This is a genomic window from Niallia sp. 01092 (genome assembly GCF_052318935.1).
In the GTDB taxonomy this organism is placed as follows: domain Bacteria; phylum Bacillota; class Bacilli; order Bacillales; family Cytobacillaceae; genus Niallia.
Genome location: NZ_JBQRKO010000006.1, coordinates 22,100 through 45,949, shown reverse-complemented (window position 1 = coordinate 45,949; position 23,850 = coordinate 22,100). Strand labels below are relative to the sequence as shown.

The window sequence follows — 23,850 nt, the reverse complement described above, 5'->3', positions numbered from 1 at the left end:
CTCGCATTCCCACAGGAGTCTACGTGTATGCAGGCTGCTAAGAAACGCTTTTCTTATTAACTCAAACTTCGCAGTTATAAATTCCTCTTCATGTATTGGCATAACTTGGTTTAGAGCAATTAGAAAAGAGTGATTGAATAGTCTTTTAGGGTGTTTTTTTGCAAACATTATTCCTTACAAATAGGGGCTTGCTTTCCGTTTCAGGATGCTCGCTTTCCGTGGGGCGTGTGATGAGCCTCCTCGGCGCTTGCGCCTGCGGGGTCTCATCTAACCCGCTAATCCCACAGGAGTCTCGCACCTTCCACTTCAATCAAGCCGTTTGCTCAATTAGTTGCTGTAGCTTAACTGGTAAAAACACCCACTTTATAGAAATAGACTCAAGCGGCACATTTTGGTAGAACAACGTTGAATGATAACAAAAAAAATCAACGCTACTATTGTTTAGCAATAATACCTTGTAATGAAATTCGAAAACAAGAACTTATTTTAAAACAAGTTGCTTGTAACGGAGGGTGCGAAGACTCCTGCGGGAAATATGGGAAGGCTGAGACCCCGTTAAGGCAAAGCCGAGGAGGCTCAGCTCCCACCCCGCGGAAAGCGAAGCAACCCGTAGTGGAAAGTAACCTCAACAATAAAAAACAAGCCTCCCTTTTTATTGTTTTAAACCGAGTCCTATCAAGATTTGCAAACGAATTTGAAGGTGCGAAGTTTGAGTTATTAAGATAACGCTGTGTTTTTTGTTTCTTTTCCTAAAAAGAGAACAGCAGCTGCTCCGATAAATATAGCAATACAAAATAATGTAAATATAGAAGCTATCGATATTTGCTGCTCTACTAAAAACGGAACTAATAGAGGTCCAAGCACACCGCCGATCCGTCCAAAGGAAGCTGCCATCCCTGCACCAGTTCCCCTGACATTTGTTGCATACTGTTCAGGAGTGTATGCATATAAAGCTCCCCATGCTCCTAGATTGAAAAAGGAAAGGAAAATGCCTGAAGTCATCAGCAGCCATGTTGATTCTGCTGTTCCAAATAAAAAGGCACTAATTGCCGTTCCGATTAGAAAAACAACCAACACAAATTTCCGGCCAACTTTTTCAATTAAATATGCAGCCAGTGCATAACCAGGCAACTGTGCGAAAGTCATAATGAGTACATATCCAAAGCTTTTAATTAAGCTAAATCCTTTAATCACCATTACACTAGGCAGCCACAGGAACATGCCATAGTAGGAAAATACGACACAAAACCATAGAATCCATAACATCGTTGTTTTTTTGGCATTCTCTTTTGACCATATTGCTTTCAAACTGGCCAAAGCAGACAATCTTTTCTTTTTCTCTATTGTTGTATATTGTGGAGAATCAGGTAAGTTCCAGCGTAAATAAAGAGCATAAAATGCAGGCAGTACGCTAATTAATAAGGCCATTTCCCATCCGTATTTAGGAATAATAAAGTAAGAGATAACTGCCGCTAATAACCATCCAAATGCCCAAAAGCTTTCCAATAGAACGACTACTCTTCCGCGTTTTTCCTTCGGCACGCTTTCCGATACTAATGTAGAGGCAACAGGCAATTCTCCTCCTAATCCCATGCCAATTAAAAACCGTAAACATAAAAATACTGTTAAGCTTGTTGTAAAGGCAGATATACCGCTGCAAATAGAAAATAATAACAAGGTGATAATGAATACATTCTTTCTGCCAACTCTATCTGCCATGATTCCAAACAGAAGAGCGCCGACAGCCATTCCGATGGAGTTAATGCTTCCGATCCATCCCATCTCTTTAACAGATAAACCCCAGTCAGCTTGAAGTGCTGCAATAATAAAAGATAGCATGCCGACATCCATTGCATCGAACATCCATCCTAGCCCTGCTACACCAAGCAGTTTCCGATTTGAAACATCCTTTTCCATAAAAGTCCTCCTAAATTCGTTTCATTCATAAGATTTCAAATATATCTTTTATATTAACACGTGTCATGACAATCATCATTACATTTTTTCAATATAGATTTCTATCTTTTCCCACTAGCTAACAGCACATGCTATTTAAAGAAAAAAAAGCTTTCGCTGTTTTTAGAAAATTGTAATTTCAACCGCTTGCTGTCGGTTTATTTTGGCAAATCCTCTATAAATAAAACGCTTTCAAACAAATGAAAAAATTTCTATAAAAATTTATTATTTTTCTCTTTACTTTCCGTTAAATATGAATAAAATGTATCTTATGTTTTCAATATATTATTAATAAGCAAAGGGGGATTTTAAGGTTGAACGCATCAACAAATAAATTGCAGGAACAGTCACTTTTTCAGATCTCATGGCCACTTTTTATTGAATTAGCTTTACACTTGGGAATGGGAGTAATTGCCACTTTGATGCTCAGTCATTATTCTGATGAAGCAGCTGCTGGAGTAGGTGTCGCAAACCAATTATTAGGCATCTTTATTCTCGTGTTTAACGTTACTTCAATTGCCGCCATGATTCTTATTGGTCAAAGACTTGGGGCGAATGAGTTTAGTAAAGCAAGACGGTTCGCTCGTTCAGCGGTTGGTCTTAACGTTTGGTTTGGTGTTATTGTTTCCTGTCTCGTTCTTATCTTCGGCGACCCATTATTACGTTTATTTGATATAAAAGGTGAAGTGTTAAATTACGGTCTTACGTTTATCCGCATATGCGGTGCTTCCCTCTTCTTAGAATCTCTCTCTCTTGCATTAAGCGCTATATTACGCAGCCACGGTTTTACAAAAGAATCCATGATAGTTAGTATACTTATGAATATATTAAGTGTAATCGGTTATTCTATTAGTATTTTTGGGATATTTGGTCTTCCGATATTTGGAGTAATCGGAGTTTCTTGGACGATTGTTATTGCTCGTGCTTTTGCAGTACTTGTCCTTTTATACTTAGTATATCGTCGAATTGCGTTAGCTTTTAAAGTAAGTGACATTATTAAAGCCAATAAACAAGATGTTCGAGATATGCTTTTTATTGGAATCCCGTCTGCGGGTGAAAATTTATCGTATCAATTTTCCCAATTAGTAATTACTGCTATTGTTGCTTCTTTAGGAGATGCTTCGTTAGCTGCCAGAGTGTATATCACCAATATTTCGATGGTTTGTTTTTTATTTACCTTAGCGATTGCAGAAGGAACGCAGCTTTTAGTTGCTCGTTATATTGGCGGGAAACAATATGAACGAGCTTTGAAACGAGGAGTGAAAACATTAAAAATTGCGATGGTTGCTTCTGCAGTTGTTTCATTAGCAATGGCACTGATTGGTGCTCCCATATTAAAACTGTTTACCAATAATTACGAAATTATCGCAATTGGTTTACCTATATTATGGGCAGTAGCTCTTACGGAACCTGGTAGAGCAATGAATATTGTGTTAATGAGTTCCTTAAAATCGGCTGGTGATGTTCGTTTCCCTATCGTTATTGGCATCATTTCTATGTGGGGAATATCTGTTGCGCTTAGTTATGCATTAGGTGTTCAATTGGGCCTAGGCTTGTTAGGAGTTTGGATTGCACAAGGAATGGATGAATGGTTTAGAGGCTGCTTCGCTTGCAAGAGATGGCTTTCAAAACCTTGGGAAAGAATTCGCGTGAAACACACTGTAAAAGAACATATTTAATGAAAGACTAAGACCATGGTGAATAAATTCTCCATGGTTTTTTACTATTCATATCTTACTACTTCGTGTAAAAAATTCGTCAAAATTTCGAATATTCATTTAACACAAGTTATTAAAGTCCTAAAATTCTGTTGACTTCCCTATATGAAAATGATTATCATTGTTGTTAATGAGAATATAGAAAAAGTGGGGAATGCAAATGAAAGCTGTATTAAAAAGAAAATGGTCTTATAGTATACTTCTTTGTTTTATCTTCATCCTATCTGCTTGCGGAAATGCAGAAGATGATAAGGATAATACAACAAAAAGCAAAAAAACAACAGCCGTTAGCCATGAGCTCGGAACAGCAGATGTTCCAGAAAATCCAAAACGAGTGGTTACATTAGAGCTTGGCTTAACAGAAACTGTTGTTCCATTTGATGTTATTCCTGTAGGCGTAGCAGATGATGACCGCCCAGAGCGAATTGCAAAAAATATTTATGATAAGATTAAAGGGTATACTTCTGTCGGAACACGAGCACAGCCAAATTTAGAAGTAATTCGCACCTTAAATCCTGACTTAATTATTGCAGATAGCGATAGACATGCAAGCATTTATAAAGAATTATCCAATATAGCACCAACTGTAGCATTAAAAGATGATGCCGCAGATTATTCCACTGTCCTAAAAAATACGAAATCGATTGGAACAGCATTAGGGAAAGAGGAGCAAGGAAAGAAATTAATCGAAGAACACGAAAATAATGTACAGCAATTAAAAGATAATATAAAATCAGCAGATAAGGATGTGCTGATCGCCGGGTTTAGCGAAGGAATTTTCGAAGTACAAACTAGTTCTTTTTTCACACCAAGCTTTTTTACTACTATTGGTCTTCCCTATGCGTTTGTTGATGAAAAGGAAACGTCGAAAGAGATGACCGTTGAACAATTATTAACTATAAACCCTGAAACCTTAATTATTTCTATAAATGAGGACGAGCCATCCATTAAAGAATCACTAAAAAATGATAAATTATGGAACAAGCTCCAAGCTGTTCAAGCTGGAAACGTATATGAAGTAAACCACAATGACTGGTCAAGAAGACGCAGTCTTACGGCAATAAATGATAGAATGGAAGAATTTAAACATATTTTTGTGCATAATAAGTAAGCCAAATTCGCTTAAAGTGCGTGTTCAAAAAGGAGGAAAATCAGAGCGGAGAAGGTCGAGGCGCGGAAGTCACGAAGCCCGGAGCGTAGGTAGTGCTACGTGAGGACTGGAGTGACGACTCAGGCGAAGAGATTCGACAGCTATGATTCCCGGACTTTTTGAACAACTGCTTAACCATTCTTATTTGAGGTGTATCACGATTGCATAATGTTAATAAAAATGTATTTTTCATCAGCTTCATTGGTTTGATTATTTTAGTAATAGCCTCCTATTTTTCTTTAAAATTAGGAGCTTACTCTTATACAATTCATTCAATTTTCGATCATCTTTTTTCTCCTGACGAATCAGAGCTCTCCATTATTCTGCATGATATTAGACTTCCAAGATTACTGATCACGATATTAGTTGGCGCAAATTTATCTGTTGCAGGAGCAATGATGCAAGGCATCACAAGAAATCCATTAGCTTCTCCCAGCGTGTTAGGCATTAACGCCGGTGCATCGTTTGTGATTGTATTAATGACCGTTTTATTTCCTGCTGTAACAGGCTACGCACTGATTGGAAGTGGTTTTTTAGGTGGTTTAGTGGCGGCTTCTCTTATTTTTATGATGAGTTTTATTTTTAAAGGAGGAGCAATAGAAGTAAAGATTGCGTTAGTAGGCATCGCTATTCAAGCACTATTCTCTTCAGGCACTCAATCATTATTATTATTTAACGAGGATTCGATCAATAATATCCTGATTTGGCTTGCAGGCATGATTGCAGGTACAACTTGGGCAGATGTACAATTGCTGTTTCCAATTAGTTTTATCGCCCTTCTTTCTAGCTTTCTATTAGCAAGCTCCCTGTCTCTATTAGTTTTAGGAGATGATGTTGCAAAAGGGCTTGGACAACGTATTATTTTGATAAAGGTATTGGTGATTATTTTAGTCGTTTTATTGGCAGGATCTACCGTAGCAACAGTAGGGCCAATTGGTTTTATCGGCTTAATCGTTCCACATGTCGTCCGTTTTTTAGTTGGAGTAGATTATCGAAAAATACTGCCTCTAAGTGCTTTATTTGGTGCAAACCTGCTGTTAATTGCCGATGTGCTTTCCCGGTTTATTTCTTTTCCATCTGAAACACCAGTTGGAATTGTGACGGCTTTAATTGGTACACCGTATTTCATTTATTTAGCAAGGAAAAATAGAAAAGCGTAAACGCCTTGATCAGCCCTGAAGAAAAATGTTCATTTGACTCAAAAAGTGCTTTTTACTTTTAGAGGCAAAGGGTTATTTTTCACAAGGGCTGGCTGCTTGCGCTAGACACTTATCTAACTTCTAAAATTTGATACTTTATTATCTTCTAAAAAAGGACAAAAAGCCTAATGCAAAACTTATTAAAAACTGTTCATCCAATCTTTATTATTGTTATTTTGTTTATACTGCTTCTGCTGATATCCATTATGAATATTGGATTAGGAGCTGTTCCTATCAGCCCTTCATCTGTTATACTGGCTCTTTTCGGACTAGGCAGTGATAATGAATCCTATATTATCCTTCACTATCGAATGCCAAGAATTGTGTTAGCTTTATTTGTTGGCGGCGGTTTAGCCATCGCTGGGGCTATTGCGCAAACCGTCTTGCAAAACCCCCTTGCTGCTCCTGATACATTAGGGATATCCGGGGGTGCAAGTGTTGGTGCTGTAAGTCTTTTTCTTCTCTTTCCGAGCTTAAATATTGCCTATACTGGAATGGCGGCATTTATTGGCGGGTTATTAGCTGCGCTTGCTGTTTATGTGATTGCCTATAAAAATGGATTAGACTTAACTAGACTTGCTCTTGTTGGGGTATCTATAAGTGCTTTTTGCAGCGCTGCCGTTCAGCTAAGCTTATTAGCAATAAAAACGAATGTGCAAAGCTCTCTTTTATGGCTTAATGGCAGTTTATTCGGAAGAACATGGGAACAAGTGCTGTTTATTTTGCCCTGGGTTATTGTTATTGTGTTATTTGTACTGTTCTTGTCGAAATCCCTCGACTTATTGTTGCTTGGGGAGCAGACAGCTGTTGGGCTGGGTCTAAGAGTTGAATGGATGAAGATTCTTTTGCTTCTGTCAGCCGTCCTTTTAACTGGTGCAAGTATAGCAGCTGCAGGAATGATTGGTTTTGTCGGCTTAATCAGCCCCCATATCGCACGACAACTCGTCGGTTCCAAGCATATTTATTCTATCCCAACATCTTTGCTTATCGGCGCTTTAATGGTGCTGATTGCAGATTCTCTTGGCCGAGGACTGTTTCCACCAATTGAAATACCTGCTGGATTAATAACATCGATAATTGGTGCACCGTACTTTTTATTTCTAATGTGGCGGCATAGTAAAACAAGAAAAGCGTAAGCGCCTTGACCAGCCCCGAAGAAAAATGTTCTCTTGTCTCAAAAAGTGTATTTTACTTTTAGAGACAAGAGGTTATCTTTCACAGGGGCTAGGCGCTGAAGCTAGACACTTATCTAACTTAAGACATATAATTCTAATATTTAAAAATGGGATAGCTTTCTTTTACGAAAGCCATCCCATTTATTTTTTCTTCAATGAAGACCTGTGTATATTTTTTAACGATTCTGCTCCTATACCAAACATCGCTAATTTCAACTCAAATTCGATTCTATTAAACGTTTGAAGCAGTTTCTCTTTGGAATCAACCGCATCTTTTAATATCGTTCTTCCAAATCCGACCATATTCGCACCCAACGCAAGCGCCTTTGCTGCATCTACGCCTGTATGCAGACCGCCGCTTGCAATAAGTACGCCTGACTCATTTTCTTTTCTGCAATCAATAATACATTCCGCAGTTGGTATTCCCCAATCGGCAAATGCTTGTGCTGCGAGTATTTTTAACGAGTCTGTTGAGCGGTGCTTTTCCACTTCTGTCCATGAGGTTCCTCCAGCCCCAGCTACATCTACAAATTGGATGCCGCAATCCATTAAGCGCTTAGCCAGCTGGCCATTGATTCCCCAGCCTACTTCTTTTATGCCGACAGGGACTTGTATGTTTGAACAAACTTTCTTAATTTTCAACAATAATTGTTTAAAATTAGTATTTCCTTCTGTTTGGATTACTTCCTGCAGCGAATTTAAATGCAGTACTAGAGCATCTGCTTCTGTCAGCTCAATAATTTTTTGACATTCCTCTATCCCGTATCCATAATTGAGCTGAACCGCACCTAAATTCGCTATAATCGGAGTGGTTGGTGCATATTTTCTTAATTGAAAAGTATATGCCATATCCTCTTTTTCCAACGCAGATCTTGTTGATCCTAATGCCAGTGCCCAGCCATTTTCTTCTGCTGCTGCAGCTAAATTTTTATTTATTTCATAGGCTTTTTTCGTGCCGCCTGTCATACTGCTGATTAAAAAAGGTGTGCGCTGCCTTTTTCCTAAGAAGTCTGTACTAATATCAATCTCCTGAAAATCTATTTCTGGCAAAGCTTGATGAATAAAATAATAGTTCTCCAAACCATTAGTGATTCCGCTGCTGTTAACATTGTTATATAAACATATTTCAATATGCTCTGACTTTCTTTGCTCAATATTCTTATCTTTCAATCGCTTGTCATCCTTTTATTTTTTGGCTGTTTCCGTAAAGATTGTTGCTTTTAAACGCGCAGCCTAAATACACTTTGCTTTCCGTGGGCGAGCGTCGAGCCTCCTCGTCGCATACACTCCTGTGGGGTCTCGTCTTTCTCGCATTCCCACAGGAGTCTACGTGTATTCAGTCTGCTGAGTACTGCTTCTCCCATTTTTTATAGGTGGTGTTCAAAAAGACCGGGAACAAAAGCTTGCAAATCTCTTCGTTACTTCGAACTTCTCCGCTCTAGTTATCCTCCTTTTTGAACATGAACTTATATGAACAGTTTTTAATAAGTATGGAAAATATATTATAATATTATTCCTCTTTCATAAAAGCAAGTCTTTGTGAAAGCTTCGGCATATACAAAACCAATAAGATAGAGCGAAATAGACTAAACATAATAAACGCAAACCATAAGCCATGATTTCCCCAAAAGTACGTTGCAGGAAAAAGTACAGCTAAAAAGATCAGGATAGATCCAATCATACTATTTCTTACTAAACCTGCTTCCGTTGCTCCTGTAAAGACACCGTAAAGAACAAGACCTAAACAAGCACAAAGAGGAAAAAGTACAAGCCACCATTCATATTGATGTACGAGATTAATTACTTCATCCACTACAGTAAAAAGAGGAATGATTGCTTCTCTTCCAATAAAAAAAGAAATAGCTATCGTAATGGAGAAAAGAATAGACCATTGATAGGCTTTTTTGACTGTAGCTTGATATAAATCTTTATTCCGCTCTCCAACAGCTTTCCCAGTTAAGATGCTAGCAGCATTGGCCAAACCATCATAAAGATACGCCATTATATAATGAATTTGTATTAAAATAGCATTTGCAGCCAATACTAATTCACCATATGCAGCCCCTTTTGCTGTAAAAATATTAAACACAGCTAAAAGACAAATGGTGCGAATAAATAAGTCCCGATTGACGATAAACATTTTTTTTAAAGGTTCTCGATCGGATAAATGAGATGCTAATTCTTTCCAAGAATAATTTAAACGTAATTTCTTATTTTTTGTTAAAATAAAAACGCCTATGCCAAATGCCACTATTTCTGCTGAAAGCGTTGCAAATGCTACTCCAGCCACATTTAAATGAAACACCAAAACAAGTACAACTGCCATGATGATATTAAAGATATTCATTAATAATTGAATGGTCACTGTTTGTTTTATGTGAGCCATCCCTAATAACCAGCCAATTACAACATAATTCATTAGCGCAAAAGGAGCTCCCCATACTCTAATATGGTAATAAACAGCACAAAGTTCCTTTATTTTTCCCTGTACCCCAAGAAGATGTAAAGAAGCTTGCAAAATAGGTTTTTGCAGGATGATAAAAAACAGTCCAATAATAATTGCTAAGCAAAGCGGACGAATAAACGCCATTGCACTTTGAAAAGGATCCTTTGCCCCTAAAGACTGTGCTGCAAACCCAGAAGTGCTGACACGAAGAAAGCCAAATAGCCAATACATCGTATTAAAAATGACGGTTCCTACTGCTACACCACCTATATAAGCAGGATTAGGGAGCTGTCCAACAACGGCAGTGTCCACTGCACCTAGCAGCGGAACGGTAATAGTAGCAAAAATCAGCGGTAATGCTAAAGATAAATAATAACGGTGAGTCATTTTTCCACCTATCTCTCTTTTTAATGATAAACATTTATTTTTATCTTGATTATCGTAATATATATTCTACCGTTTGTAAATTGTAATTATTACGATTTAATATTCTTTCTTGATGAAAGGCTGTTTTCGTATAGATTGTTGCTTTTAAATTCGCAGACTGAATACACTTCGCTTTCCGTGGGCGAGCGTCGAGCCTCCTCGTCGCATACGCTCCTGTGGGGTCTCGTCTTTCTCGCATTCCCACAGGAGTCTACGTGTATTCAGTCTGCTGAGTAATTCTTCTTCAATTTTTCATGTAAAAAACAACTAATTTTGAGAAAATAGCCTAATGAAAAAAAGCAGTCTATCCTCGGATAAAGGGATAAACTGCTTTTTACATCCTCTAATTTTCATGCAACTTAACTTTATACTATATATATTATAAGAGCTGCTATCATCAATACTGCACCAAAATAAACATAGTCTCGTTTAGAAACCGTTGGGGATCGGTAATAGGTTCGTTCCCTTGTTCCTGTAAATCCTCGTGCTTCCATCGCAATTGCCATTCTTTCTGATTTGCGAATCGCCTGTAATAACAGTGGAACCATATACCGCATAAACGCTCTCCAGCTGCCATGATGCTTATATCCTCTAATTCGATGGGCGTCCTTTATTTGCGCTAGTTCTGCTTGAAACATCGGAATGCAGCGAAATCCAGCTAAAAAGCCATACGCCCATTTTGGCGATAATTTGCATTGTTGGATAAGACTCATGACAAATAAATTTAAATCTGTTGTTGAAGTAAATAATAAACTGATTGTGACAAATCCAAACATACGCAGCGCGATTGTTAGTCCGTTCCTTACACTCTCTTCTGTGATGCGAAACCATGCCCATTCCATTAGGACATGGTCCCCTTTGCCAAACGCTGCTATCATCCAAAAGGTAAGCACAAAAAAGATCGTATAAGGCAATAACACTTTTACTAAATATGGAGCCCTCCAGCCGCCAATACTAATTCCGATAATAAGCGTAAAAATCCAAATCGCCAGTGTCGTTAACGGATTTGTTATCGCCATTAACAAACACATAAGGATAAGATGCGTTGCTAATTTTATCGTTGGGTTAAGGGTGGATAGATAAGATTGATTGCCCGTTAACATGTTTCTCCCCCTTTCGTTCCATTAAAAATTTGTATGGAAGAGGTGGAAGAATACTGGAGTTTTTCATAGAAGTCGCAGTTTGAAAGAAGGAAAATGGATCGCCATTATAAGTAATTCCCCCATTTTCAAACAAGATAACTCTATCAGAATAACGGTCTACTATATCCATATCATGCGTTACCATCACAATGGTCGTTCCTTCTTCTTGTCTCCTTTTTAATAGATCAAGCAGCTGCTGCGCTGATTTTCTATCCTGGCCAAACGTTGGCTCATCTAGTAGCAGAATATCCTGATCTAAAAGCAGCATCGTTGCAACACTCAACCGTCTTTTTTGTCCAAAGCTTAATGTAAATGGATGAAAATCACGATGCTTTTTTAACCCGAATTCTGTTAATATACTCGTTGCTTGTGTGAAGATCTCTTCTTCACTCCACTTCTGCTGCCTCCCAGAAAAAGCGACTTCTTCAAATACAGTCTGATTAATAAACTGCAACTCAGGATTTTGGAAAACAAATCCTACCGTTTTATAAAGCTCTTTATCAGACCATCGTTTTAGTTCTTTGCCATGTATCCGGATGTCTCCGCTTTTTCTTTTCAATAATTGAGCGATTGCTTTTAAAAAGGTGCTTTTTCCACTGCCGTTTTTCCCAATGATAGAAACCCACTCACCTTTATGAATGGTTGTATCGATATGTTGAAGCACCGGCTTTTTTCCGTATTGAATAGCCAAATCTTTTATTTCAATAACGGGAGCTGTTTCTTCTTTTTTGCAACTTGATTTATTTTGCCTTGTTTCCAGCTGCTCAATCAGCTTTTTCGAAATAGGATGTTGTTCATCTTGGATAATATCCTGCCATGTATGAGGAAAAATTTTCGGTTTCCATATCCCTGCTTCATCCATTTGCGCTTCGTAATTTATGAGAATATCGGCAGGTTTTCCATCAGCAATGATCTGTCCATTTGAATTCAACAAAATAACACGATCCATCCACTCTATGCAGCCATCTAATACATGTTCGACAAAAATCATCGTTTGCTTCGTTTTTTCTGCTGTCTCTTTCAACAATGTAAATATTTCCATCCGGCTTAACGGATCCAGCTGTGCGGTTGGCTCGTCAAAAAATAAAACATCTGGCTTTAACGCCAACAAACAGGCTAATGCTAAACGCTGCTTCATTCCACCAGATAATGTAGAAATAAGCGTAGTCGGGTCAATATCTAACCCGACAAGCTCCAACATATTCACAATAATATCGTCCATTTCTTCTCTTGGAACGTTTCTATTTTCTAAACTAAACGCTATTTCTTCGTCTACACGATGCATACAAAATTGAGCGTCTGGATCTTGAAACATGACGCCGATATTTTGTTTTCTAGTCACTTCTCCACTAACTTCTGCTTCAATATGCTCTGGAATAATGCCGGCAAACACAGACAGCAAGGTAGATTTCCCGCTTCCGCTGGGACCGAGAATTAATACCTTTTCTCCTTCTTGAAAAGAAACAGTTATTTTTTCCAAGACTTTCTCTTTTTGGTTAAAAAAGCGAACAGAAAGGTGATTACATCCTAACAACGAAGTCATTTTGATCATCCTTATTGCGTTGTTGCTGTTTAATCGCAAACTGATTCAAAGCACCTGTTTTCGCGATAACATCGACAATTACTTTTCCTAATAAACCACCTAAGAGCATACCGCTAACAATTCGAATGACAAGTGTAGCAATTAAAACCCCTGTTGTATAATAGTTAAATCCATATGCTATTACTGCATAAACCATACTGACAATCCCTGCGAATGCACCAGAAAGCATTAGAACAAGTGCATTGTATTTTTTATAACGGAAAATCGCAAAAGCTATTTCTGATCCTATTCCTTGGAAAATACCAATTAATAATGCCCCTAAACCAAAATGGCTGCCTGTAAAAAGCTCAACAGCTGCAGCAGCTACTTCCGCAATCAGCGCAGCTCCAGGCTTTCTAATGATATAAGCAATAATTGGACTGGCAATGACCCATATTCCAAACATAAACTCAGCGCCCACCGGTCCAACAAGTCCCGAAATAGGAAGCCATAATGTCGACCATCCAAGATATACAACACCACAAGCAACAGATAATACTACTAATAAGACAACCTCTTTTATTTTCCAATTCATACGTTAGCAACCCCCATTTTTACCGGCCAATCTTCTAATGTATAGGCCATATCCCAAAACTTATATTCAAGCTGACAGCTTAATAAATAATATTCTTTCATTTTTTCCTTTTCTTCCTCACTTGCATGTTCCACTAATTCATCTAAACGAGCACAAAACTTATCTGTAAGAGTATCCATACTATCTCTTCCTCCATAAAAATGGATCCAGTCGTAAAATGGATGAGATGGTTCTGGGTTCACTTCTTTCAACAGTTTTTTTCCAATCTCTAAATACGTCCAAGGGCATGGCAATAACACCGCGATAATATCAGCAATTGAACCGTGCTGTGCAACAGTAAGCATATGGCGAATATAGTGATGAGAAGATGGCGACAGTGGAAAACCTTGCAAATCTTCATATGAAACGCCTGCTACTTGGCAAAAATTATTATGTGGGTGAATTTCACTCTTTAAAATAAAGGAAATTTGTTCATTAAACATTTCCATATCTTCTCTGTTGTCACATTTGGAAATAGCTGTTCCATAAATTTGAATAAAGGAATTTAAGTATTCAAAATCTTGTTTTACATAATGAATAAGCTGCTCTGCCTTTAAATCTCCTTTTGCGATTCCTTGAACAAATGGATGTTCAAATATAGCATGAAAAATGCTATCTGCTTCCTTGCGTAATTGTTGTGAAAACTTCAATGTTTTTTCCTCCTCGTATTGTTCTTATTTGAGTTTTTATCCAACAAAAAAGCCACCCCTGTAATGGAGTGGCTTTTTATCTAATAAATGTACATTTAATCTTAATTTGCCGACTCCACTTTCCTACGCTAGTGTGAACTAGATCAGGTTCCAAGGGTCCAAAAAAATTGTCTCAGCCAAATGGCTCCCCTAGTGGATTTCCTATTTAATTACCCTTACTTTACCTAATATACTTCTTCCGTGTCAATCTAATTTTATTACCAGTTAGAATGAATCCGTTGTTTCGCGGAATTATCGTAAATAACACGGGATTCTTTCTCCTTTCGCGGAAACATTGACTTGGATAGGTTTGAAATATTTGTTCACTGCATTCTTTATATATATGTACTTACTCATAACCATCAGTTTTTTTGAACACTGTATAAATCATTATATTTTGAAGAAGCTAACGATGATGCCTCTTTTCTATCTATTGATTGATCATACATGGTAGAGGTTATGTAAAAAATCCTCGTAATCATAGCACCGCCTATGCTTCAGTTCGTGACTTCCACACCTCAACCCTTTTCGCCCTAACTTCCTTTTTTGAACATTTAACAATGTGGCGAAAATGTGAACACATCAATTTTAAGAAAGCGTTTTATTTGTTCAATTCACAAAACAGACACATTTTTGTGATTCATTTCACAAACTATCGATTATACTAACAGTATCAAAGTAACAATTTAATTTTTCAAAGGAGATGGAATTCACATGACTGTTTGGAATCAACTTTATGATCCTTTAAATAATTTATGGATCTCAGCAGTAGTCGCAGCTATTCCAATTATATTCTTTATTTTAATGCTGACTGTATTTAAATTAAAAGGTTATATTGCAGGACTGTACAGCATTATTGTTGCTGGAATCGTTGCAATCTTTATTTATAAAATGCCCGCTGTATTAGTGTTAATGTCTGCGGTATATGGAGCATTAGCTGGTATATGGCCAGTTGCATCAATAGTATTTGCTGCTATTTTTCTCTATAAAATAACAGTAAAAACAGGTAAGTTTGCCATTATTGAAAATAGTATTTCTTTTATAACAGCAGATCAACGCTTGCAAGTTCTTATTGTAGCATTTTCATTTGGAGCATTTCTAGAGGGAGCTGCAGGATTCGGCGCACCTGTTGCAATCACAGCAGCTATATTAGTTGGACTTGGATTTAAACCTATCTATGCAGCCAGCCTTTGCTTAATCGCAAATATTGCCGGCGGAGCATATGGAGCAATGGGTATTCCCGTAACTGTTCCAGCCCTTCTAACTGGTTTAGATGGACTTGTTGTAGGCAGATATACAGCTCTTATTACACCATTTATCAGTATAATAGTAGCCTTTTTATTAATTTTTATCATTGACGGACTTAAAGGAATTAGACAAACATTCCCAGCGATTTTAGTTTCTGGTATTTCCTTTGCTGTAACACAAGCAGTTGTACTTTATTTTATAGGAGCTGAGTTGGCTGATATTTTTGCAGCAATCGTTAGTTTGATTGCACTTGCTCTATTCTTGCAGAAATGGAAACCAAAAGAAATATTCCGCATTAATAAAGAAAAAGAAGTGGAAAGCACCAATAAATATTCACTTGGAACAATCGCTTTTGCTTGGCTGCCATTTATCTTTTTAACAATTTGTGTGACATTATTCAATTTATCTTTTGTCAAAAACTTATTTATTGCTGGCGGACCTTTGGAAAAACTAGTATTCCTGCTTCCAATTCCGTTTTTAAATAATAATGTGATAAAGCTTTCACCGATTGTACCAGAAGCAACACCATATGCCGCTGTGTTTAAACTAGATTTATTTTCATCTACAACAACAGCCATTATTATAACCATAATAGTTGCAAGCATCTTATTCCGTTGTAGTAAAATATTGTTAGTGGAAACTGCCAAAGAAACAGCAAAAGAATTATTATCACCTGTGTTAACTATTTGTAGTGTACTTGCATTTGCTTATATTTGTACTTACTCTGGTATGTCTTCCACACTTGGGTTAGCCTTTGCATCAACTGGTGCTATATTTCCAATATTTGCACCGGTATTAGGTTGGTTAGGTGTATTCTTAACAGGTTCTGTTGTAAACAGTGGTTCTTTATTTGCTCCACTTCAATCTGTAACAGCTACACAAATTGGTATTGCACCTGAAACGATGGTTGCAGTCAATGTTCTAGGAGGCACAATGGCTAAAATGATTTCCCCTCAATCTATCGCTGTTGCAGCTGCTGCAGTTGGATTAGCGGGAAAAGAAAGTGACTTATTTAAAGTGACAATTAAATACAGCTTATGTTTACTTGTCATTCTTGGTTTCGTCAGTTGGTTGTTATTCTAATATATTAATTTTAAAATAAGGAGAGATTTATTATGAAAAAACAAGCTATTAATCGTGTTGTATTAATTGGTACTGGGGCAGTTGGCTGCAGCTACGCTTATTCTTTTATTAACCAAGGAGTAGCAGAGGAATTAGTGTTAATAGACGTAAATGAAAAAAGAGCAGAAGGAGAAGCAATGGACTTGAACCACGGTATTCCATTCGCTCCATCACCAGTAAAAGTTTGGAATGGTCAATATGAAGACTGTGGCCTTGCTGACTTAGTTGTTATCACTGCAGGATTGCCGCAAAAACCAGGTGAAACTCGTCTAGATTTAGTAGCCAAAAACACAGCAATCTTTAAACAAATCATTAAAAATGTGATGGATAGTGGATTTAACGGCATTTTCTTAATCGCTACAAATCCAGTTGATATTTTAACTTATGTTACTTGGAAAGAATCTGGCTTGCCAAAAGAAAAAGTAATCGGTTCTGGAACAACTTTAGATAGTGCAAGACTTCGTTATATGCTTGGTGAATACTTTGATGTGGATACTAGAAACGTACACGCTTCCATTATTGGGGAACATGGCGACACAGAATTGCCGGTATGGAGCCGTGCGACTATTGGTTTAGAAAGCATTGAAACATTATTAAGCAAAAACCCTCTATTCAGACAAGAAGACTTAGATGAAATTTTTGTAAATGTTCGTGATGCAGCATACCATATTATTGAAAGAAAAGGGGCAACCTATTATGGAATTGGCATGTCACTTGTTCGCATTACAAAAGCAATCTTAAATAACGAAAACTCTATTTTACCAGTATCTGCTTATTTAAATGGAGAATATGGACATAAGGATGTATACATTGGTGTTCCAGCTGTTATTAACCGCGATGGAATTCGTGAAATCGTTCAAATTGAATTAAACAAAGAAGAACAAGAAAAATTTGATCATTCTGTAAAGGTGTTAAAAGGAATAATGACTCCGGTACATGAATAAGAACGAACATTTATTTAGATTCATTTCAGACTGTAGCACCCCCCATTTAGGGGAGTTTGCCTACAGTCTTTTTCGTTTTAGGCTCTATTTATTCATTTGCTAGTACTGTTAGTGATTCTTTTAATACTTGTACTCCATTTACGCAATCAGGCAAAGATGTCCATTCTTCCGGTGAGTGGCTTTTCCCGTTTAAACTAGGTACAAAAATCATCCCGGATGGTACGTATTTCCCAAGGGTCATTGCGTCATGGGCAGCTCCACTCGGAAGAGACATGGTTGTTAATCTACTTACTTCTGCTGCATTGCTAATGATTGTTTTTATTTTATCTGGGATGATAACTGGAGAGATTTTAAGCCCGTCCTGAATTTCAACGGTAAGCTGTCTGCTTTTAGCTATTTTCTCTGCTGTCTCCTTTAAATAAACAAGCATTTCTTCTCTTGCTTGTTCGTCCACATCTCTTGCATCCAAAACAATTTCTGTTTTTCCTGCTATGACATTTGTGCCATTTGGATAAACATGCATTTTGCCAACTGTTGCAACGGCGGTTTTACTGAATTTTCTTGGCGCCTTTTCCACCTCTAAAATAAATTCAGCAGCGGCTGCTACCGTATCTTTTCGAGATTCCATCGGTGTATTTCCTGCATGATCTGTTTGTCCAATGAAAGTAAATAAAATAATCGCTGGCCCTGCAATCCCGCTTACTACTCCTATATTTTTCTGTTCTGTCTCTAATTTTTTTCCTTGTTCAATATGCACCTCTAAAAATGCATAAATGTCGTTGCTTGGGCGATGAGCGCTATCTAATTTATCCGGATCGTACCCACTATTTTTCATGGTGTTATACAAAACTTCACCGTTCTCATCTTGAAAGTCTGTAAGTTCACTAACCTCAACTTCTCCCATCATGACACGGCTGCCAAAGATGCCGTTTTTAAATCGAGAGCCTTCTTCATCTACAAATACAACAAGTTCGATTGATCTTTTTATGCTTTGACCGTTGTCGATAATAGACTTTATTGCGAATAAACTACTTAAACACCCAAGAGGACCATCAAATGCCCCTCCATTCGGTACACTGTCTAAATGAGAGCCTGTTAAGACGACTGGCAAATCAGGCTCCTCTCCTTCCAACCGTCCAAATATATTGCCAACTGCATCTTCCCTTACTTGAAGTCCTATTTCTTCCATCCAATTTTTAAAAAGATGTTTTGCCTTTTTCTCTTCATCTGTATACGGGAAACGTGTGACTCCGCCTTTATCTGTTTTACCAATTTCCACTAATGCTGCTAACTTTTCTGCCAGTTCCTCTGGATCTATTCCTGAAAATGGTTGGCACTTGCCGATATCTTTTAATAATCTTTCTTTCGAAAACACATTTTGCAAATTTTTCCCCTCCATTTAATTAGGATCGTTATGTAGTTGCGATTCTTCCATAAGTTCTACTGGATCATATATGTATGTTTGCAAAGAAATCTGTTCGTTTTTTTCAAAAACAATTCCTTCTTCTTCTAACAATTGCTTTTGCAACATTTTTGCTTCTTCATTTTGAATGGAGATTTTTCCACTTGCATTAATCACTCTATGCCAAGGAAGCTCATATTTACTGCTCATCGCATGCAAAATCCGGACAACCTGTCTTGCACCACGGCTGCTTCCAGCTATTTTAGCAATTTGTCCGTATGTCATTACCTTCCCCGCTGGAATAGATTGAATAACTCTTATTACATTAGAAGTAAATGATTTCATTATCTCTTTCCTGACTGTTTAAATTTTCTTTTCTTTAAAATAACTTCATTTCAGAGGGTTGTCAAAATTTTCAGCAAAGATTGGTTTCATTTTTGATGTAGGCTGTTTTCTCAAAGTTTGTTGTTTTAGAATAAAATAACAAACATGATTGAAGCACTGAGCAGCCTGAATACACGTAGACTCCTGCGGAAAAAGCGAGAAAGACGAGACCCCACAGGAGCATAGCGACGAGGAGGCTCGGCACTCGTCCGCGGAAAGTGAAGTGTAATCAGGCTGCGGGTTACATAACAACAATCTATATGAAAAAAGCCTTGATGTATAAAAAACAGCAACTCTCCCCTGTTTTATTATTTCAACATAATAACAGAAGATTATTTGCTGTTTTATCTTTCCTACTATTTACATGCCTACATTTTGCTGAAGCATTTGATTCGTTTGCATCTGCGTTTGTGTATACGTATTAATTTGTTTATTAATTTCTGCACTTAATACAGGGGATGATGTATTATACCAGCCTTGCTGTGACATCAGTTGATATGTTCGATCTTGAATCTTTAAAGTATCTTGAAGAAGCCGCTCAAATACTTGACGTACTTCTGGGCAATTGGATTCAGTTGTAGCGGTTGTATATTCTCTGGCAGAACGTTTTAAATCAGATAAAAAAGAGTACACAATATCTTGATCTCCAATAGTTGGTGTTTGTTTATTCATATCGTTTTTCTCTCCTTATTGCATTTTTGGGGCGATAGAGACATGCTGCTGCATCGTTGTTAAAAGCTGCTGATAATGCTGTTGATGCTGCTTCGTTGCTTGTGTAAATAATTGCTGAACTGCCGGATTTTGTACATGTGTAAGAGCAACTATTGCCTGTTTAATTAATAAATCTTCATTTGACATACAATCTGCCAAATATTCAAGCTCTTTCGCTGTCAACGGTTGAACCATTTTGCTCCCTCCTTTTCCGTTTAGTTTGTTCCAAAAACGAATCATCCATCCAGCATCATAATTGGTAATAATTTGGAGTGTTATAAGAAAACGCTTCTTACTATACGGCTGTTTTCTCAAAGTTTGTTGTTTTTTACGTAAAAAATGGGAGAAGAAGTACTCAGCAGACTGAATACACGTAGACTCCTGTGGGTATGCGAGAAAGACGAGACCCCACAGGAGCGTATGCGACGAGGAGGCTCGACGCTCGCCCACGGAAAGCGAAGTGTATTCAGTCTGCGAGTTTAAAAGCAACAATCTATACGAAAACAGCCTTCTATAAACAAAAAAGGCTGCCACCTAAATGTGACAACCCCTCTCTATTAATGTCCGCCCAAGTATGCAAGCTTTAACTCTTCACTTGCTTGTAATTCTTCCGCTGTTCCAGATAATACAACACGTCCTGTTTCGATTACATATGCTCTATCGGCAATGGATAAGGCCATATTGGCATTTTGTTCTACTAATAAAACCGTTGTGCCATTTTTATTGATTTCTTCAATAACTTTAAAAATCGTTTTAACAAACAATGGAGCTAGTCCCATTGAAGGCTCATCCAATAACAACAGCTTTGGTCGTGCCATGATTGCCCGGCCCATTGCAAGCATTTGCTGCTCCCCTCCAGAAAGAGTTCCAGAAGCTTGTTTTTTACGCTCTAACAGCCTAGGAAATATTTCATATACACGATTTAAATCTTTGCGAATTTCCGCAGCGTCTTTCCTTAAATATGCCCCTAATTCTAAGTTTTCTTCCACCGTCATATTAGCAAAAACTCTGCGGCCTTCAGGCACATGGGAAATTCCTGCTTTCACAATCGATTGGGCAGCCTTCCCAGCAATGGATTTTCCTAAATAATGAATCGTACCTGACTTTGGCTTTAATAAACCAGATAATGTTTTTAATAGCGTGCTTTTTCCGGCACCATTTGCACCGATAAGGGTAACAATCTCGCCTTCTTTCACTTCCATCGTTACTCCTTTTAATGCCTGGATATTGCCATAGTATACATTAATATCCTCTACTTTTAACATTTACTCCGCAACCTCCTCTCCTAAATAAGCTTCAATAACCTTTGGATGATTACGGATCACTTCAGGAGTTCCTTCTGCTATTAATTGTCCATGATCTAATACATAAATTCGTTCGCATATTCCCATCACAAGTAGCATATCATGTTCTATTAAAAGAATCGTTAAATTAAACTGTTTGCGAATAAAAGCAATTAACTCCATTAATTCATGCGTTTCTTGCGGATTCATTCCTGCTGCAGGCTCATCCAACAAAAGCAGCTTCGGTCCTGCCGCCAACGCTCTGGCAATTTCTAAGCGGCGCTGCTGTCCATACGGCAAGTTTTTTGCTTTTTCATCTTTATATTTATCTAGTTGAAAAATCTTTAAAAACTCAAGCGACTTTTCTTCCATCTCTTTTTCCCCGGCAAAATGGGATGGAAGACGAAGGATGCTGCTTAATATCGAATGTTTTGCCAAAGAATGATACGCAACTTTTACATTATCTAATACTGATAATTCATTAAATAAACGAATGTTTTGGAACGTTCTGCTTATTCCTCTTCGTGTAACCTGGTATGGCTTTAATCCATTTAGACGCTTTCCTTTGAAAAAAATATCTCCCTCAGTTGGCGTATATACACCTGTAAGCAGATTGAAGGTAGTTGTTTTTCCAGCACCATTTGGACCGATTAATCCGATTAACTCGCCTTCATGAAGCTCCATATTTATTTCGGAAACTGCTTTTAATCCGCCGAATTGAATACCTGCTCCTTTAACATGAAGCAATGGATTATTTTTTGCCATTAGAACTACCTCCTTTTCGTTTAAAGAAATCGGTAATTTCTATTGTTCCCATCAACCCTTTAGGACGGTATAACATGACAATTACTAAAACTAAGCTATAAATAATCATTCTTGTTTCTGGGTATTCTTGAAGGAAAGTAGAAATAATCGTTAAAAATACAGCCGCGATAATAGAGCCCGAAATGCTTCCCAATCCACCTAAAACGACATAAATAAGAATGTCAAACGATTTTAAGAAGCCAAAATTGGTCGGTTGAATAATATAAAAATTATGTGCTTGCAGCGCTCCTGCTATTCCGGCAAAAAATGAGCCCAGCGCAAATGCAACTACTTTATAATAGGTAGTATTGATGCCCATCGCATCAGCAGCTATCTCATTTTCTCTTACAGAAATGGCGGCACGACCATGACGGGAATTCGTAAAGTTCACGATCACTAAGATCGTAATAAATAAACAGATAAATGTAGAAGTCCATGTTGCCAGGCGTGATACCTGCATACCAGCAGCTCCGCCGACATAATCGATATTTAAAAAGAAAATCCGAATAATTTCTGCAAAACCTAACGTAGCAATCGCTAAATAGTCTCCTCGTAAACGCAGTGTTGGAATCCCTACTAACAGTCCTGCCAATGCTGCTACAATTCCCCCTGCAATAATTGCGACTGGAAACGGCAGCGAAAGCTTCATCGTCGCGATTGCTGATACATATGCACCAACTGCCAAAAATCCAGCATGTCCAATCGAAAATTGGCCAGTTATTCCGATTACTAAGTGAAGACTCACAGCCAGCATAATATTAATAGCCATTAAAATAATCATATTACCGTATAGTGGATCTATTATTCCTGAATTCATAAAAAATTGGATAACACCGTAAAGAAGCGCAGAGAGGAATAAAAACACCCAAAAACTTTTTGACTTTTTCATTTTCTCTTCACCTACACTTTCTCTTTTGTATTCTTGCCGAATATACCAGCTGGTTTAAAAATAAGAATTAAGATGAGAATAATAAATGCGGCAGCATCTCTCCATAAAGAGTAGCCTAATGCACTGACAATTGTTTCAACTACACCTAATAATAAGCCGCCTACCATCGCGCCAGGAATAATGCCAATACCGCCTAATACTGCGGCAACAAATGCTTTTAACCCTGGAATAACACCCATCAATGGTTCAATTTTTGTATAATAAGCGCCAAATATAACTCCTGCAGCACCTGCTAATGCAGAACCAATCGCAAAAGTTGCTGAAATAGTACGGTCTACATTGATCCCCATTAATCTAGCTGCATCCATATCTTGAGATACCGCTCTCATCGCTTTCCCTGTTTTTGTTTTATGGACAATAAATTGCAGGATGATCATTAACAATACAGATACGCCTAAAATCAATAATGATTTGCTGCTAATCTGCGCTCCAAAAACATCAAATGTTTTAGTTGGCAAAACGCTTGGATATGTTTCTAACTGTGCTCCGCGAACATAAATCACTCCATATTCAATAAGCAGAGAAACTCCAATCGCCGTAATAAGTGCTGCAATTCTTGTTGCGTTGCGAAGTCTCTTATATGCAATTCGTTCAATCAGCATTCCAAACAATGCAGATGCCACCATTGCTAAAATTAAAGCAGGGAAAAATCCTAGCCCCCATCCTGTAATAGCATAAAATCCGATAAATGCACCAACCATAAACACATCGCCATGAGCAAAGTTAATTAATTTTATAATTCCGTAAACCATTGTATATCCTAGTGCTATTAAGGCATAGATGCTTCCTAAAGATATACCGTTTACAAGCTGCTGTAGCCATTCCATTTTGTTTCTCACTCCTTTTTTAAACGAACATTCCCATCAGAAAAAAATTCCTTTTATTGCGGATAAAATGGAAAATAGGGAGGATATTCTCCCCCCATTACGTTCTGATTTAAAATTAC

The 23,850-nt window shown here is 37.7% G+C and carries 22 protein-coding genes and 1 riboswitch; of the genes, 7 read left to right on the top strand and 15 right to left on the bottom strand.

Annotation, left to right across the window (positions count from 1 at the left end):
• Positions 1 to 405: 405 nt before the first annotated feature.
• Positions 406 to 726: a hypothetical protein gene (locus tag ACTXGU_RS07335; protein WP_443480849.1), complete on the top strand. Its 321-nt coding sequence runs from the start codon at positions 406 to 408 to the stop codon at positions 724 to 726.
• Here ACTXGU_RS07335 and ACTXGU_RS07330 read toward each other — a convergent pair.
• The gene (locus tag ACTXGU_RS07330; protein ID WP_443480848.1) at positions 718 to 1,917 is read right to left on the bottom strand and encodes an MFS transporter; all 1,200 of its coding nucleotides are present in this window, start codon (positions 1,915 to 1,917) and stop codon (positions 718 to 720) included. The two genes, ACTXGU_RS07335 and ACTXGU_RS07330, sit on opposite strands and share 9 nt — an antisense overlap.
• A 353-nt stretch (positions 1,918 to 2,270) precedes the next feature.
• Here ACTXGU_RS07330 and ACTXGU_RS07325 point away from each other — a divergent pair, with 353 nt between their 5' ends.
• The 4 genes from ACTXGU_RS07325 to ACTXGU_RS07310 all read left to right on the top strand — a co-directional run bounded on the left by ACTXGU_RS07325 (position 2,271) and on the right by ACTXGU_RS07310 (position 7,159).
• Positions 2,271 to 3,635, top strand: coding sequence for an MATE family efflux transporter (locus ACTXGU_RS07325; RefSeq protein WP_443480847.1), 1,365 nt, complete (start codon positions 2,271 to 2,273; stop codon positions 3,633 to 3,635).
• 199 nt (positions 3,636 to 3,834) lie between these two features.
• Positions 3,835 to 4,785, top strand: coding sequence for an ABC transporter substrate-binding protein (locus ACTXGU_RS07320; RefSeq protein WP_443480846.1), 951 nt, complete (start codon positions 3,835 to 3,837; stop codon positions 4,783 to 4,785).
• Between the two features lie 200 nt (positions 4,786 to 4,985).
• Positions 4,986 to 5,984: a FecCD family ABC transporter permease gene (locus tag ACTXGU_RS07315; protein WP_443480845.1), complete on the top strand. Its 999-nt coding sequence runs from the start codon at positions 4,986 to 4,988 to the stop codon at positions 5,982 to 5,984.
• A gap of 167 nt (positions 5,985 to 6,151) precedes the next feature.
• Complete coding sequence (locus ACTXGU_RS07310) at positions 6,152 to 7,159, top strand: FecCD family ABC transporter permease (protein WP_443480844.1); 1,008 nt, start codon at positions 6,152 to 6,154, stop codon at positions 7,157 to 7,159.
• A 180-nt stretch (positions 7,160 to 7,339) separates the two neighbouring features.
• Here the strand turns inward: ACTXGU_RS07310 and fni are convergent, their stop codons facing one another.
• The 6 genes from fni to tenA form a co-directional block, all read right to left on the bottom strand.
• The gene (gene fni / locus ACTXGU_RS07305; protein ID WP_443480843.1) at positions 7,340 to 8,368 is read right to left on the bottom strand and encodes a type 2 isopentenyl-diphosphate Delta-isomerase; all 1,029 of its coding nucleotides are present in this window, start codon (positions 8,366 to 8,368) and stop codon (positions 7,340 to 7,342) included.
• 340 nt (positions 8,369 to 8,708) lie between these two features.
• The gene (locus ACTXGU_RS07300; RefSeq protein ID WP_443480842.1) at positions 8,709 to 10,031 is read right to left on the bottom strand and encodes an MATE family efflux transporter; all 1,323 of its coding nucleotides are present in this window, start codon (positions 10,029 to 10,031) and stop codon (positions 8,709 to 8,711) included.
• 404 nt (positions 10,032 to 10,435) lie between these two features.
• The gene (locus ACTXGU_RS07295) at positions 10,436 to 11,173 is read right to left on the bottom strand and encodes an energy-coupling factor transporter transmembrane component T family protein (protein WP_443480841.1); all 738 of its coding nucleotides are present in this window, start codon (positions 11,171 to 11,173) and stop codon (positions 10,436 to 10,438) included.
• The gene (locus ACTXGU_RS07290; RefSeq protein ID WP_443480840.1) at positions 11,136 to 12,755 is read right to left on the bottom strand and encodes an ABC transporter ATP-binding protein; all 1,620 of its coding nucleotides are present in this window, start codon (positions 12,753 to 12,755) and stop codon (positions 11,136 to 11,138) included. Before ACTXGU_RS07290 ends, ACTXGU_RS07295 begins: the two co-directional genes overlap by 38 nt.
• Positions 12,733 to 13,329, bottom strand: coding sequence for an ECF transporter S component (locus tag ACTXGU_RS07285; RefSeq protein WP_443480839.1), 597 nt, complete (start codon positions 13,327 to 13,329; stop codon positions 12,733 to 12,735). Before ACTXGU_RS07285 ends, ACTXGU_RS07290 begins: the two co-directional genes overlap by 23 nt.
• Positions 13,326 to 14,018, bottom strand: coding sequence for a thiaminase II (gene tenA / locus ACTXGU_RS07280; protein WP_443480838.1), 693 nt, complete (start codon positions 14,016 to 14,018; stop codon positions 13,326 to 13,328). Before tenA ends, ACTXGU_RS07285 begins: the two co-directional genes overlap by 4 nt.
• A 103-nt stretch (positions 14,019 to 14,121) precedes the next feature.
• Positions 14,122 to 14,219: riboswitch (TPP riboswitch) on the bottom strand.
• A gap of 552 nt (positions 14,220 to 14,771) precedes the next feature.
• Here tenA and ACTXGU_RS07275 point away from each other — a divergent pair.
• Both ACTXGU_RS07275 and ACTXGU_RS07270 read left to right on the top strand, forming a co-directional pair.
• The gene (locus ACTXGU_RS07275) at positions 14,772 to 16,388 is read left to right on the top strand and encodes a lactate permease LctP family transporter (RefSeq protein WP_443480837.1); all 1,617 of its coding nucleotides are present in this window, start codon (positions 14,772 to 14,774) and stop codon (positions 16,386 to 16,388) included.
• A gap of 32 nt (positions 16,389 to 16,420) precedes the next feature.
• Positions 16,421 to 17,371 (top strand): L-lactate dehydrogenase, encoded by a 951-nt coding sequence (locus ACTXGU_RS07270; protein WP_443480836.1) that lies wholly within the window; start codon positions 16,421 to 16,423, stop codon positions 17,369 to 17,371.
• Positions 17,372 to 17,459: 88 nt separating this feature from the next.
• Here ACTXGU_RS07270 and ACTXGU_RS07265 read toward each other — a convergent pair whose 3' ends face one another.
• The 8 genes from ACTXGU_RS07265 to ACTXGU_RS07230 form a co-directional block, all read right to left on the bottom strand.
• Positions 17,460 to 18,746, bottom strand: a complete 1,287-nt coding sequence (locus ACTXGU_RS07265; protein ID WP_443480995.1) for a Zn-dependent hydrolase — start codon at positions 18,744 to 18,746, stop codon at positions 17,460 to 17,462.
• 24 nt (positions 18,747 to 18,770) lie between these two features.
• Positions 18,771 to 19,118: an MGMT family protein gene (locus ACTXGU_RS07260; protein WP_443480835.1), complete on the bottom strand. Its 348-nt coding sequence runs from the start codon at positions 19,116 to 19,118 to the stop codon at positions 18,771 to 18,773.
• Between the two features lie 399 nt (positions 19,119 to 19,517).
• Positions 19,518 to 19,829 (bottom strand): spore coat protein, encoded by a 312-nt coding sequence (locus ACTXGU_RS07255; RefSeq protein WP_443480834.1) that lies wholly within the window; start codon positions 19,827 to 19,829, stop codon positions 19,518 to 19,520.
• 15 nt (positions 19,830 to 19,844) lie between these two features.
• On the bottom strand, positions 19,845 to 20,063 hold the full coding sequence (locus tag ACTXGU_RS07250; RefSeq protein ID WP_443480833.1) for a hypothetical protein: 219 nt from the start codon (positions 20,061 to 20,063) through the stop codon (positions 19,845 to 19,847).
• A gap of 362 nt (positions 20,064 to 20,425) precedes the next feature.
• Positions 20,426 to 21,133 carry an ABC transporter ATP-binding protein gene (locus ACTXGU_RS07245; RefSeq protein WP_443480832.1) on the bottom strand — a complete coding sequence of 236 codons (708 nt, stop codon included), beginning with the start codon at positions 21,131 to 21,133 and terminating at the stop codon, positions 20,426 to 20,428.
• Positions 21,134 to 21,916: an ABC transporter ATP-binding protein gene (locus tag ACTXGU_RS07240; protein ID WP_443480831.1), complete on the bottom strand. Its 783-nt coding sequence runs from the start codon at positions 21,914 to 21,916 to the stop codon at positions 21,134 to 21,136.
• Entirely contained in the window at positions 21,903 to 22,844 is a 942-nt protein-coding gene (locus ACTXGU_RS07235) for a branched-chain amino acid ABC transporter permease (protein WP_443480830.1), read from the bottom strand. The genes ACTXGU_RS07240 and ACTXGU_RS07235 overlap by 14 nt, the downstream gene beginning before the upstream one ends.
• Positions 22,845 to 22,855: 11 nt before the next feature.
• Complete coding sequence (locus tag ACTXGU_RS07230; RefSeq protein WP_443480829.1) at positions 22,856 to 23,731, bottom strand: branched-chain amino acid ABC transporter permease; 876 nt, start codon at positions 23,729 to 23,731, stop codon at positions 22,856 to 22,858.
• Positions 23,732 to 23,850 lie beyond the last annotated feature (119 nt).

Bases quoted from the DNA above. Each gene is read 5' to 3' on its own strand.
- ACTXGU_RS07330 (WP_443480848.1), bottom strand. From the start codon at position 1,917: ATGGAAAAGGATGTTTCAAATCGGAAACTGCTTGGTGTAGCAGGGCTA.
- ACTXGU_RS07320 (WP_443480846.1), top strand. From the start codon at position 3,835: ATGAAAGCTGTATTAAAAAGAAAATGGTCTTATAGTATACTTCTTTGT.
- ACTXGU_RS07310 (WP_443480844.1), top strand. From the start codon at position 6,152: ATGCAAAACTTATTAAAAACTGTTCATCCAATCTTTATTATTGTTATT.
- ACTXGU_RS07300 (WP_443480842.1), bottom strand. From the start codon at position 10,031: ATGACTCACCGTTATTATTTATCTTTAGCATTACCGCTGATTTTTGCT.
- ACTXGU_RS07295 (WP_443480841.1), bottom strand. From the start codon at position 11,173: ATGTTAACGGGCAATCAATCTTATCTATCCACCCTTAACCCAACGATA.
- ACTXGU_RS07290 (WP_443480840.1), bottom strand. From the start codon at position 12,755: ATGACTTCGTTGTTAGGATGTAATCACCTTTCTGTTCGCTTTTTTAAC.
- ACTXGU_RS07285 (WP_443480839.1), bottom strand. From the start codon at position 13,329: ATGAATTGGAAAATAAAAGAGGTTGTCTTATTAGTAGTATTATCTGTT.
- ACTXGU_RS07275 (WP_443480837.1), top strand. From the start codon at position 14,772: ATGACTGTTTGGAATCAACTTTATGATCCTTTAAATAATTTATGGATC.
- ACTXGU_RS07270 (WP_443480836.1), top strand. From the start codon at position 16,421: ATGAAAAAACAAGCTATTAATCGTGTTGTATTAATTGGTACTGGGGCA.
- ACTXGU_RS07260 (WP_443480835.1), bottom strand. From the start codon at position 19,118: ATGAAATCATTTACTTCTAATGTAATAAGAGTTATTCAATCTATTCCA.
- ACTXGU_RS07255 (WP_443480834.1), bottom strand. From the start codon at position 19,829: ATGAATAAACAAACACCAACTATTGGAGATCAAGATATTGTGTACTCT.
- ACTXGU_RS07250 (WP_443480833.1), bottom strand. From the start codon at position 20,063: ATGGTTCAACCGTTGACAGCGAAAGAGCTTGAATATTTGGCAGATTGT.
- ACTXGU_RS07245 (WP_443480832.1), bottom strand. From the start codon at position 21,133: ATGTTAAAAGTAGAGGATATTAATGTATACTATGGCAATATCCAGGCA.
- ACTXGU_RS07240 (WP_443480831.1), bottom strand. From the start codon at position 21,916: ATGGCAAAAAATAATCCATTGCTTCATGTTAAAGGAGCAGGTATTCAA.
- ACTXGU_RS07235 (WP_443480830.1), bottom strand. From the start codon at position 22,844: ATGAAAAAGTCAAAAAGTTTTTGGGTGTTTTTATTCCTCTCTGCGCTT.
- ACTXGU_RS07230 (WP_443480829.1), bottom strand. From the start codon at position 23,731: ATGGAATGGCTACAGCAGCTTGTAAACGGTATATCTTTAGGAAGCATC.